At 60.3% G+C, this 11919-nt stretch carries 9 protein-coding genes; 4 read left to right on the forward strand and 5 right to left on the reverse strand.

Features of this window, described 5'->3' with window-relative positions; translation table 11 throughout:
• The 5 genes from LJE91_11520 to glpK form a co-directional block, all read right to left on the reverse strand.
• A partial coding sequence (locus LJE91_11520; GenBank protein MCG6869322.1) for a hypothetical protein occupies nt 1-539 on the reverse strand: 539 nt, incomplete at its 3' end.
• A gap of 244 nt (nt 540-783) precedes the next feature.
• The gene (locus LJE91_11525) at nt 784-1656 is read right to left on the reverse strand and encodes a hypothetical protein (protein MCG6869323.1); all 873 of its coding nucleotides are present in this window, start codon (nt 1654-1656) and stop codon (nt 784-786) included.
• A gap of 250 nt (nt 1657-1906) precedes the next feature.
• Nucleotides 1907-2641, reverse strand: coding sequence for a transposase (locus LJE91_11530; GenBank protein MCG6869324.1), 735 nt, complete (start codon nt 2639-2641; stop codon nt 1907-1909).
• A gap of 192 nt (nt 2642-2833) precedes the next feature.
• Nucleotides 2834-4411, reverse strand: coding sequence for a glycerol-3-phosphate dehydrogenase/oxidase (locus LJE91_11535; GenBank protein MCG6869325.1), 1578 nt, complete (start codon nt 4409-4411; stop codon nt 2834-2836).
• On the reverse strand, nt 4408-5907 hold the full coding sequence (gene glpK / locus LJE91_11540; protein MCG6869326.1) for a glycerol kinase GlpK: 1500 nt from the start codon (nt 5905-5907) through the stop codon (nt 4408-4410). Before glpK ends, LJE91_11535 begins: the two co-directional genes overlap by 4 nt.
• Nucleotides 5908-6072: 165 nt before the next feature.
• Here glpK and LJE91_11545 point away from each other — a divergent pair, with 165 nt between their 5' ends.
• From LJE91_11545 to LJE91_11560, 4 genes are all read left to right on the forward strand, one after another.
• Entirely contained in the window at nt 6073-8529 is a 2457-nt protein-coding gene (locus LJE91_11545) for a response regulator (protein ID MCG6869327.1), read from the forward strand.
• A gap of 745 nt (nt 8530-9274) precedes the next feature.
• Nucleotides 9275-10315: an inorganic phosphate transporter gene (locus LJE91_11550; protein ID MCG6869328.1), complete on the forward strand. Its 1041-nt coding sequence runs from the start codon at nt 9275-9277 to the stop codon at nt 10313-10315.
• Between the two features lie 75 nt (nt 10316-10390).
• On the forward strand, nt 10391-11086 hold the full coding sequence (locus tag LJE91_11555; protein MCG6869329.1) for a DUF47 family protein: 696 nt from the start codon (nt 10391-10393) through the stop codon (nt 11084-11086).
• A gap of 37 nt (nt 11087-11123) precedes the next feature.
• Nucleotides 11124-11450 carry a hypothetical protein gene (locus LJE91_11560; protein ID MCG6869330.1) on the forward strand — a complete coding sequence of 109 codons (327 nt, stop codon included), beginning with the start codon at nt 11124-11126 and terminating at the stop codon, nt 11448-11450.
• The last annotated feature ends 469 nt before the right edge of the window (nt 11451-11919 follow it).

Below are 11919 nucleotides of genomic sequence, written 5' to 3' on the forward strand. Positions count from 1 at the left end.
GCATGCGTCAGTTGGTATACCGATCGCAGCATGCTCAGGGCCGATGCCGGAACCTGACAGCGCGGCGTGGTCACTAAGACCATAGCGCCGAGCGATTCCTCGTGCCGTATACTGGACGTCAGCGGTGCCACGACGACGGTCGAGGGGCCGGTTGACGTTGTCCCCTTTAGGACGAACGCTCCGCCGCAACTCTTAATGGCATGCGCGGATATCAATGCCGACGCAATCATCTCCCTAAGTCTGCGATTGTCGGCATGCCGCGGCATCTTCAACTCTCTGTCCTGGATATAGAGGCCTTGTTCTTTGCCCAGCAGACGACCCGCCGCATCGTTGATGCGCGAAACACGACCCGCGTTTGTCGAGCAGCACGACGCCGATTGATAGCGAATCGATGCAGGCCGATAACTGCTGAGTCCCGCTCGTCTCGTCTCGGAGGCGATTCCGAATTTGCACGGCGCGGCGCATGTGCGGCATGACGCGCTTAAGCTTCCGGAAGTTTTCGTCTCGATATCCGTCAACTCCCCGAGCAAAGTGGACACCGAACATTGCCGTCCGCCCGTAATGCGCCCGTAATGGGGTCAAGTCTTGATCCGTGCCACTGACGGCAAGAGCCAACATTAGCCGTAGGAAGATTTCAAAAATCAGATCTATCTGCGTTGAAAAAGGGAAAGGGGTCGAGTCTAGTTTTATGGGTCTCTATGTCTCGCGAGCGCAATAAAGCGAGACCTGACCCTCATGCCGCTCTGGTATCGGGCTTCTGTCTCGGGATGCCGTGGTCAGCCGCTAGTCGAGTCCCAATTTGATATCGTCCAGCGAGAATGACGTGGATGTTGCTCCGGTGATTTTCACGTCCGTCACGTTTCGTACCCAGTCGGAAAGGTCCCATAGTCCGGTAGAGAGTTCAGACCAGCACAACCAGGTACCTGGACTGGAATCTCCGCCATTGTTACTCACAAACCAGCCGGAGTTTGATTCCTGCTCCGGTTTGTAACAGAAGCGGATGGGAGCCTGTCCGACCACTCGAATCCGATTCAGATCGAATGGTATGTACTCCGAGTCCCGGTAAACCCGGATGTGCAACCATTCGCTGCCGGTGTGCGTCGAAAGGTGGGTTCTTGGTTCACTCGTGATATCCACGAATTCGCAGGACCCGTCGTTCTGAATCCTGCTCGGGTATGCCTGATCGTTGCTCGGACACGGTTCCACATCGCTGTCCTCGAATCCCACGTGAAAGTGGGAATGAACCAGTGCACGTATATCGGTGTACCCGGCTCCCTGACATTCCTGTATCCATGGAACATAGATCCGGTCGAACCAGAGATTAGCCATGGTCTGACTGAGCGCGACGGAATCATTGAAGTCGACGGTACATTCGGCCTGGTACACCGGCTTTTGGTGCCCGGCATAAGAATTCGATCCCCGGGAAGGTGTGACTCTGCCGCTCTCCAGGTCCATTGCCTTTGGAGACTGCTCCGGCTTAGAGATTGATGGCGTGGGAGTCTTCAGGTTGGCAGAACCCAACATGGTCTCGTGAGAATGTGAATCGATCACTTGAAACTCGCTCGCAGCACTGGCATGCCCCACTGGCAAAACTGCCGCCGTTAAAACGAGTATGCTGAACAGGATCCCCGTATCGGTCCTAAGCAATACCGCCATCTTGACACCCTCTTGCCGTTGATGAAATGAAAACCGGAGTGAAATCCGGTGGCTTCAGAACGGCACTTTTGCACTGTCTGCTTTACCTTTCCGCAGAAAGTTACCGTCAGGAGGTGTGCAATAGTTCACGATATCGAGTTCTTCTGCACACGGATAAACGGACAGGGTATTTGTATCAGGTGCACTACAAAGCGATCTTGACGGAAAAGGACTATCTACTGGCAAGGAAAAGGGACCAGGCTCAATTAATTCAAAGTGGAAGCTCTGGCTGACCGGTGTCCTGCGGAGGTTTTATTTCGGCGTTCTTTTTGGGACGGCCCCGTTTTCTGAGTTCGCGCCGCTGTCCGGTCATGGCTTCGATCTGCGCATAGAAGCGGCTGTTTCCAACGGGCTGATCCTGATTAATCGCCATGCGGAGGTCGGCAAGCGGAGCATCATCGAGGGCGGTGCGGAAGAGGTCTCGATATAACTCGTGCCTGACGACGTTGTTCTCGGAAAGGGCGAGATAGAGAGGGTGAGGTGAAAGCATCGGGTTGGCAAGACCAAAGGCGTTAGCCCGGTAGCTGGACCAAGGGTAGTCGCCTGGATCGGACACCATGCCTGCGCGTACGGGATTGAGCTCAATGTGGCGCTGGCACAGGAGCAGGTAGGTCTCGGCCTGCACGAGAGAGGATTTGTATCGACTGTCCCAGAGTGTGCCGGTTCGCCCGTAGGAGCGATTGATATATTGGACGTAACGACGACCCACCGAAATAATCAAACCAGGAACCGAGGCTGCATGTTCCGGAGTGAGCAGTAGATGAACATGGTTGGTCATCAGGACGTACGCATGAAGCTGGCAGTGTTCGCGCTGCAAGGCATCGCTCAGCCAGCCGAGGTAGGCGTAGCGATCCTGATCACAGAAAAAACAGGCCTCGCGCTTGTGGCCACGCTGTACGATGTGCAACGGGATACCGTCGATGTGAATGCGTGGACGTCGGGGCATGGGAGAAATCTAGCAGAAATTGAGCCTGGCCCCTTTTCCATTTTTCCATTTTCACAGAGGCCCTGACCGCCCCGGCCTACGAGGACCTGACGACCTTCGAGGTCAGGGTCGACGACGGCATGGTCATGGTCAATCCCGAGTCGGACGATTAGGGATCCCGGATTCGGGGAGCGTATCCCCGCGCTCGCCCTCTCAGACTTCCATGTTGTCCTGGATCAGGTATCCGCGGGCGAGCTGCACATACGCCTGTGCGGATTCAGCGGCCCAGGCCGCGTCACGCCCCAGTTCCCCCGCCATGAGTTCCGCCACCCGCGGCGCGATGTCGATACTGGCCCGGGCGTCCAGCAGCAGGGCGCGGGTGCGGCGCGCCAGCACGTCTTCCACACTGCGCGCCATCTCGTAGCGCGCGGCCCAGACCACTTCGGCGCCCGTGTAGGGTAGCCTGTTGGATAGGGGCAGGGCCAAATCGGGGCCCTCCCGGGCGATGGACCGGATCCCTTCGGCGTCGCTCCCGTAGAGGTCCATGGGGGAGGTGCCCGCCGTTGGTGTGTTCATGCAGCCATGGATCTTCAGGTCCTGCGTGACGCAGGCACGATGTTCCAGCAGGGCCACGAGCTGGGCGTGGTCGATGGTGTCCTCCGCCATCTTGCGATAGGTGGTCCATTTCCCACCAGCGACGGAGACCAGGCCGGAGTCGGAGACCAGGATGGTGTGATCGCGGGACAGTGCGGCGGTGGATGACCCCTCCCCGGACCTGACCAGGGGCCTCAACCCCGCAAAGACGCTGAGGACGTCGGTCCGGGTCGGGGGATGTTCCAGATACTGCGATGCATTGTCCAGTATGAAGGCGATTTCTTCCTCCAGCGGGCGGGGTTCGATGTCGATCTTTTCCGTCGGGGTGTCGGTGGTACCGAGAATGACACGGTCGTGCCACGGCACGGCAAACAGGATACGGCCGTCGGAGGTATGCGGCACCATGATCGCGGCGTCGCCGGGAAGAAATCGCCTTGGCAGAATCAGGTGAACCCCCTGGCTCGCCGCGATCACGCCGGGCGCCGTGGCGTCGTCCATGTGCCGAACCTGGTCGGTAAACGGGCCGGTGGCGTTGATGACGCCCCTGGCCCTCAATTCAAATGCGACACCGCTTTCGAGATCCCGCGCGTGCACGCCGAGCAGTAGACCGTTCTCCTTCGCCAGCCCCTCGACGGGACAGCGATTGACGGCCACACTACCCAGGTCGAAGACCGTCTGTGCCAGGTTGACCGCCAGACGCGAGTCATCGAATTGCCCGTCGTAGTAGATGACACCGCCGGTCAGGCCCTCCCGGTCGAGCGTAGGTATCGCTTCCAGCGTCTCCTCGCGCGTCAGCATGCGTGACGGAGAGAGCCCCAGCTTGCCGGCCAGCGTGTCGTAGACCTTCATCCCGATGCCGTAGAAAGGGCCCTCCCACCAGCTGTAGTTAGGGATGACGAAGGCCTGATGCCGGACGAGGTGACTGGCGTTGTTACTGAGCAGACCCCGCTCGCGCAGGGCCTCGAGTACCAGCGAGATATTGCCCTGTCGGAGATACCGCACGCCCCCGTGGACGAGTTTCGTGCTACGGCTCGAGGTCCCCTTGGCGAAATCGAATTGCTCCAGCAATGCGACGCGATAGCCCCGGGCCGCGGCGTCGACCGCACAACCCAGCCCCGTGGCGCCGCCACCGATGACGACGAAGTCCCAGTCCTCAGTCGGGTCGGTCAGACGTGCGATCGCCGGTTCGCGTTTCATGCATCGCCGTCCTCCGAGGGGTCTATCCAGTGCCGGGAGCGGTCCAGGGCGCGCGTCCACTGTCGCTGCATGTGTTCGCGCTGTGTCTCGCCGATTTGGGGTTCGAAACGCCGTTCGCATTGCCAGACCTGTTCCAGCTCGCTGCGGTCACGCCACATTCCGGTGGCCAGGCCGGCAAGGCAGGCCGCGCCGAAGGCCGTGGTCTCGATCATCGCGGGCCGGACCACGGGGACATTCAGAAGGTCCGCCTGGATCTGCAATAGCAGGTCGTTTCGCGAGGCCCCGCCGTCGACCCGCAGCTCGTCGAGGGTGATGCCGGAGTCCTGGTCCATCGCTTCAAGCAGGTCCCTCACCTGGAAGGCGATGGATTCCAGTCCCGCGCGGGCGATATGCGCCGCCGTCGTTCCGCGACTGATGCCCAGTATGGCGCCGCGGGCGTACGGATCCCAGTGAGGCGCACCGAGACCGGTAAACGCGGGTACCAGAACGACGCCGCCACTGTCTTTGACACCGGCCGCCATCGGTTCGCTATCCTCGGCCGAGCCGATGATTCCGAGACCGTCCCGCAGCCACTGCACGACCGCTCCGCCGTTGAACACGCTTCCCTCCAGGGCGTACTCGGTCCGTTCTCCGATACGCCAGGCGATGGTCGTCAGCAGTTTGTGTCTTGACGCCGCCGGTGCCTCACCGGTATTCATCAGCAAAAAACAGCCGGTCCCGTAGGTGTTCTTCGCCATGCCGGGACTGAAACAGGTCTGCCCGAAGAGGGCTGCCTGCTGATCGCCCGCCATGCCCGCGATGGGGATTCCCGGCAACTCCGGGCTCTCGCCGTAGACCTCGCTGCAACTGCGGACCTCCGGGAGCAGTTCGCGGGGGATATCGAGCCGCTCCAGCAGATCATCGTCCCACTCACCGGTATGAATGTTGAAAAGCAGTGTTCGGCTGGCGTTGCTCGCGTCGGTGACGTGCAGCCTGCCGCCGGTCAGGTTCCAGACCAGCCAGCAGTCCACCGTGCCGAAGGCCAGTTCGCCGCGCCCGGCGCGTTGGCGGGCACCGGCGACGTTATCGAGGATCCAGCGGAGCTTCGTTCCGGCCAGGTAGGGGTCGAGCAACAGCCCGGTCTTTTCGCGCACCGCGTCCTCGTGACCCTCGGTGCGAAGCTGTTGGCACAGCTTCGCCGTACGCCTGTCCTGCCAGACGATCGCGTTGTACACGGGGTCGCCCGTCCGCCGGTCCCAGACGATGGTGGTCTCGCGCTGGTTGCTGATGCCGATGCCCCGAACCCGGGACGATCCGGTGTCCACGCGCCCGAGGACCTCCAGGGCGACGTCGAGCTGGGAGCGCCAGATATCACGGGGGTCGTGTTCGACCCAACCGGACTTTGGGAAGTGTTGCGGGAATTCCTTCTGGGCCATGTGGCACATGGTGCCCCGTGAATCGAACAGGATGGCGCGGGAACTCGTGGTGCCCTGATCCAGCGCGAGTACATAGTCCATCGCGGTCTCCCGGAAATGAGTCGCTATTCTGATTTCGGAGCATCATACAGCGCCTGATGGGGGTGGTAACATTCGGGGCGAAGACGGGCGAGTCCGCGGGCTTGCTCTGCGATCGGGTGATTCGTCCGGATCCTCAGACTGAAGGTTTTCGGATTCGCTGCCGAAATGAGTATTCGCTCCAAGCTTCTCTTCTATCTCGGTATCGTGCTGGCGCTCAATCTGGCCGTCGGTCTGTATGCGTTCCAGGCCTACAAGCAGGCTACCGGGAGTGCGGAGCAGGTTATCGGTTGGGCGAACCGGATCGTGACCACGAGTCTTTCCGCCCAGGTCCATTTCAAGAAGCAGGTGCAGGAATGGAAGAATGTGCTGCTTCGTGGTCATGAACCGGATCTCTACGATAAATACCTGAATCAGTTCAACGACGAGGAACGCGTCACGCGCCAAGAGATCGAAACACTGCTCGAATTACTGGCGGAAGACTCGGACATCAGGAATACCGCGAACGCGTTCTATCGGGCGCACAAGAAACTTGGTGTCGAGTATCGTGACGCGCTTGCCTTCTACGATCGCGCCAACGAGGCGCCACATATTCCCGTCGACGAACGAGTCCGAGGGATAGACCGGGAGCCGACCGATCTGCTTGACGAAGCCGTCAATCAGACACTGGAGGAGAAGGAAACCCGGCTGGCCGCGATCTGGAGCGAGGCCGCACAGGCAGGCAAGCGGACACTGCTGGTCGCCTTCGGGGTGCTGACTCTGGCCGTCGTCCTGATCATGTGGTCCGCCGACTATGCCATCGGGAAACCCATCTCTACGGCGACCGGGATCGCCAGGCGAATTTCGCAGGGGGACCTCGATGGCAGGATCGACGTCAAGGGCCGGAGTGAAACCGCGCAGTTGCTCCTGGCGCTGAGGACTATGCAGGAAAACCTTGACGCGTATCAGAACGATCTCCGGCGAAGCGAGGCGCGTACCCGACTGCTCCTGGATTCCTCGGGCGAGGGGATCTACGGCATCGATACCAGGGGCCGTTGCATGTTCATCAATCCTGCGGGTGTCGCCATACTGAAGTATCAAAATGCCGACGAACTGCTCGGCAGGGAGATGCACACGCTCATTCACCATACCAGGGCGGATGGATCCCACTATCCAATCGACGAGTGCCCCGCGACGCAATCCTGCCTGACAGGCGGATCGTGCCGGCTGGACGACGAAGTTTTTTGGTGCGCCGATGGTTCCCGCATCCCGGTTGAATATAGATCCTACCCGATACATCAGGGGGGAAGACTGGCCGGTGCCGTCGTGCTGTTCTCGGATATCACCAAGCGCAAACAGGCCGAGGCGGAACTCAACAGGGCGCACCGGGCCCTGCAGGTCGAGCGTGAATTGCTGGCGGAGCGAGTCGAGGAGAGAACCGCTGAGCTGAACATGACGAACGTCGATCTGGCCCGCAGCGTTCGCACCAAGGACGAATTTCTGGCAGCGATGAGCCACGAGTTCCGCACCCCGCTTACCACCATCATGGGTACCTCCGAGATGTTGTCGGACGGACTCTACGGCCCCCTGTCGGAAAGCCAGGAACAGGCCGTCTCGAGCATCGAGGAGAGCTCGCAGCACCTGCTTTCCCTGATCAACGACATCCTGGATGTTGCGAAGGTCGAGGCCGGAAAGATCGAGATGACCTCCGGCGAGGTTTCCGTGCCGGAACTCTGTGAGGCCAGTCTCCGACTGGTGCGCCAGCCCGCCGCGGCGAAGCACCTGAAGCTGTCCTTCGATCTCGATCCGGCGGTTCGGACGATTGCCGGTGATGCGCGAAGGCTTAAGCAGCTTCTGGTCAATCTGCTGAGCAATGCCGTCAAGTTTACGCCCGAGTTCGGCAGGATCGGGATGGAAGTCAGGGGGAACGCTGCATCGCAGGTGGCCGAGTTCGTCGTGTGGGACAAGGGAATAGGAATTACAGAGGAGGACATGAGCCGATTGTTCAAGCCGTTTGTTCAACTCGACAATCCGATGAACCGGAACTATTCAGGCACCGGTCTCGGGCTGGTGCTCGCGTATCGTATGGCGGAACTGCATGGTGGCGGCATTTCAGTGGAGAGTACACCCGGCCAGGGCAGCCGGTTCACCGTGACACTGCCCTGGTCAGCGGCGATGCCGCGCTCTTACGGTCAGCTCGGGGCGGCCGGGGTGTCGGACGATACCGGCGAGAGGGGTCCGTTACCCGGCACCGGCATCCGCGTGCTCCTGGCGGAGGACCATGAAACGAACTCGGACATGCTGACCGAAGCCCTCGAGTCGATGGAATTCCAGGTCTCTCAGGCGCGTGATGGCGTCGAGGCGCTGGCGATGGCGCGCAGGGTCAGGCCCGATATCATCCTGATGGACCTGCAGATGCCGAACCTGGATGGGCTGGAAGCGACGCGGCGGTTGCGGGCCGATCCTGAATTGAACGGGACGGCGGTCATCGCACTGACCGCGTTGACGATGCCGGGAGACCGGGAACGGTGTTTCGAGGCCGGCGTCAACGACTACCTGGAGAAACCGGTGGGCGTTCGGGAAATGGTCCGGACCATTCACCGGCATCTCCCAGCGACAAAGCAGCCGGATGCCCCCCGCCTGTAGAATCCCCAACGGACGTGAAGGTCGTGGAGACCAATATACCTCGCTGTCTGTCCGCTGCAAGAGGGGCAGTCCGGGCAGCATTGTCGTGGGGTTACCCAAGCCGACTGGTGATCTCCATGGATATGACGTTCCACCAGTGAATGCTGTCGGTATTCGAGTACACCGACACTGGAGCCTGACTGGGGCTTGGCTGGAGACCTGGGAGACATTCGCGGCGCTGGATGCGGAGATCATCATCCCGGGCACGCTCCTCCAACGATCACGGATGAGGTTACCCGCTATACCCCGCACTCCCTGGCCGAAGTTTCTGAGCAAGGGGCGCTGCAAGACAGCGAATTGCTGCCTGCTTGGGCGTCTGGATCTCTATCCGTTCGCCGCCAGCCGATACGTGCTGCCCATTCGACTTGGTGAAGCCCGTCTCTTTTTTCAATAGCCGAAAATCCCCCTTTCCCCCCACCCGCCGCCTACACCTGCGTCAGCAACGCATTCATGGGAGCCGCAAGAACTGCGTACAACGCCCTGTTCCCAGAGAAACCTGGACAGGACGCATTCTCGGGACAAGCCAGTCGGGAAAGCGCCATCGAGACGGACTCCCGGGACTGTCGCGCGCGCCTGCCAGCAGCGCATCGTGCGCTCGGCAGATATTTTTCGGTATCGGAACGAACATCTGGATTTACAAAGGGATCTCTTGTGTGTTACAGAAATGTTACATTGCTATGACAGGCAGTCGATAAAGGGCAGGGCCATGGACCATTTGATGCTTCTCGCTGTCGTCACCGTCGCCGTCATCGTGTTCTTCGACTACACCAACGGCTTCCACGACGCCGCCAATATCGTCGCCACGGTGGTCGCGTCGCGCGCCATGACCCCTATTCAGGCGGTGGTCCTGGTGGCTGTCTTCGAGTTCCTTGGCCCACTGTTGGGGGGTACAGCGGTGGCCAATACCATCGGCAAGTTTGTCAATATCAGCGATCTGCCGGAATTGCCTTCCATGGTCATCATTCTGTGCGGCATTCTGGGGGCGATCGCCTGGAACCTCGTCACATGGTGGTTCGGCATCCCCTCCTCCTCATCCCACGCCCTGGTGGGTGGTCTTGCCGGCGCGGTGCTGGTGGCCGCCGGGGCGGATCATGTCGTGTGGGGCCTGAGCGAGCTCCGCCACGGCCATCTTACCGGGGTGACGAAGGTGGTCCTCGCGCTCATTATCTCGCCGATCATCGGCTTCTGGATGGGGTACGTGATCCATCGCTGGCTTGGGTTTCTGTTACGCGGGGCCCATCCCTCAGTCAATCGCCACCTGCGACGGGTTCAGTTTGTCACCACCGCGGGTCTGGCCTTCTCCCACGGGGCCAACGACGCTCAGAAGAGTATGGGGGTGATCACCATGGTGTTGCTGCTGGGGGGATTCATTTCCGAGTTCCACGTGCCGTTCTGGGTGATGCTCACCTGCGCCGCCGCCATCACTCTTGGCATCTTGTCCGGTGGCTGGCGCATCGTGCGCACGGTGGGCTTTGGCATCTACAAGGTCCGGCCCCTGCACGCCGTTGACACCCAACTCACCTCGGGGACTGTGATCTTCGGGGCCGCGATCCTGGGCGCACCGGTGTCCACAACCCATGTGGTGAGTTCCGCGATCATGGGGATTGGGGCCTCGGAACGTCCCAAGGCGGTGCGCTGGGCAAAGGCCAAAGACATCGTGACCACCTGGATCATTACCATCCCCTCGGCGGCCCTGATGTCCATCGTGACCTATTTACTGGTCCATTTTCTGACCGGGGTCGCGTGAGCTGAAGTTCCGGTCGCACAAAGCCGGACGCGTTCCGTTTATCGCGAACCATCGCAAGCAAAGGAGATACGTGCCATGAGCAGCAGTAATATGGGAGCAATCCGCCTGATCGACCGGGTCTTTCCCAGGATGCCGGATTTCTACGCCCTGATCTGTGAGCAGTGCGATCTGACCGTCGAAACGATGGAGGCCTTCGTTAAGTACATGGAAACGGGAGACACCGCGGAGTCCGACCGGGTCCGGGCCCTGGAAAAACAAGGGGACGAGCTCAAGGCCCGCAACAGCGATATTCTGGACCGGGCGTTTGCGACCCCTATGGATCGTGAAGACATTTACCGGGCCATTGTCAGCATCGATCACATCATGAACTACGCCAAGACCACGGTGCGCGAGATGGAGGTGCTGGACCTCCAGCCCGACCGCTACATGCAGGAGATGGCCGTGTTGCTCAAGGAGGGCGCCGAGTCCCTGCGTAAGGGGTACCACAAGCTGTCCAGCAATCCGTCCGACGCGGAGGTAGACGCCCAGGCCGCACGCAAGGCCGAGCGTTCGATCGAGAAGGTCTACCGTCGCGCCCTGGCCGATCGGTTCGACGTGCACGAATTGGTTCAGAAACTAGAGAGTCGGGAACCCGGTGCGGAGGCTAAGGCCATGCTTTCGGTCATCGCCATCTTCAAGCACCGTGAGATCTATCGGCACTTGTCCAACGGGGCCGACCGCTTGGCGCGTGCCGGCGAAAATCTGCACGACATCGTGGTTAAGATATCCTGAACACTCTATTTCGGACGAAGCCGGTCTGCCAGAACGCATGCGTGCACGAAGCCGTGACAAGACCCTGGGGAACATGGTCGTCCTGCCCAACGAGGCCTTCAAGGAAAAACGGGTGATCCAGCCGATGCACGAGACCATCGAGTCGCTCCATCAGGCGTCGGGCACGATCCAGGTGTCTCCGCACGGACTCGACGCCAAGATTACCTACAGCCGACTGGAGGAGGACGCCTCGAAGCGTATCTGGTTTCACGAGAACTTAGGCGATTGCCGGAAAATGGCATACCAGGTTGCGCCGGATTTTCGTTCGTCAAAAAGGCGCGACAACAGGCGCATAGTCGATGAGATGGTCTCCTCCCCCTTCTAACTCGGCGTCGCGATGCGCCATGATGGAAGTGTAAACCGATCGTCAAACCAGAAGGGGAGGAGACCATATACGAACGATGGAACGGTTGTCGCAACACAGAGGACGGACGAAAAGACAAGCAGGATGGTATGTCATTTGACAGAAATCGCCTTAGGGAGAGTTCTCGCAGGCCGCGGACGGAGTCCGAGGGGACTCGGGTGTTCGCGTGTCCCTGCAGCGCGAGATGTCGTACGCTACCGATTTCGTAACCACCCCTGGCGTCCGTTCGGTTTATCCTCGGGATGTCCCATTATGTTACAGGGAGCGATGCTGGTATGGTTTCTCCTGACCGGGGGCAGCGTGTTCCTCGTCGTCTGGGATTCGGTCACCAACGGGGTCACGAGCTGGGTACAGCGCACCGCTTGGATCCTCGTCACCCTCTACACCGGGCCCGTGGGCCTGTTCATGCACCATGAGTTGCTTTCAGCAG

The organism is Gammaproteobacteria bacterium, from assembly GCA_022340215.1.
In the GTDB taxonomy this organism is placed as follows: Bacteria; Pseudomonadota; Gammaproteobacteria; order JAJDOJ01; family JAJDOJ01; genus JAJDOJ01.

Excerpts from the sequence above, each read along its gene's own strand:
- LJE91_11530 (MCG6869324.1), bottom strand. The coding sequence starts at position 2,641 with ATGCCCCGACGTCCACGCATTCACATCGACGGTATCCCGTTGCACATC.
- LJE91_11525 (MCG6869323.1), bottom strand. The coding sequence starts at position 1,656 with ATGGCGGTATTGCTTAGGACCGATACGGGGATCCTGTTCAGCATACTC.
- glpK (MCG6869326.1), bottom strand. The coding sequence starts at position 5,907 with ATGGACTATGTACTCGCGCTGGATCAGGGCACCACGAGTTCCCGCGCC.
- LJE91_11535 (MCG6869325.1), bottom strand. The coding sequence starts at position 4,411 with ATGAAACGCGAACCGGCGATCGCACGTCTGACCGACCCGACTGAGGAC.
- LJE91_11545 (MCG6869327.1), top strand. The coding sequence starts at position 6,073 with ATGAGTATTCGCTCCAAGCTTCTCTTCTATCTCGGTATCGTGCTGGCG.
- LJE91_11560 (MCG6869330.1), top strand. The coding sequence starts at position 11,124 with ATGCGTGCACGAAGCCGTGACAAGACCCTGGGGAACATGGTCGTCCTG.
- LJE91_11555 (MCG6869329.1), top strand. The coding sequence starts at position 10,391 with ATGAGCAGCAGTAATATGGGAGCAATCCGCCTGATCGACCGGGTCTTT.
- LJE91_11550 (MCG6869328.1), top strand. The coding sequence starts at position 9,275 with ATGGACCATTTGATGCTTCTCGCTGTCGTCACCGTCGCCGTCATCGTG.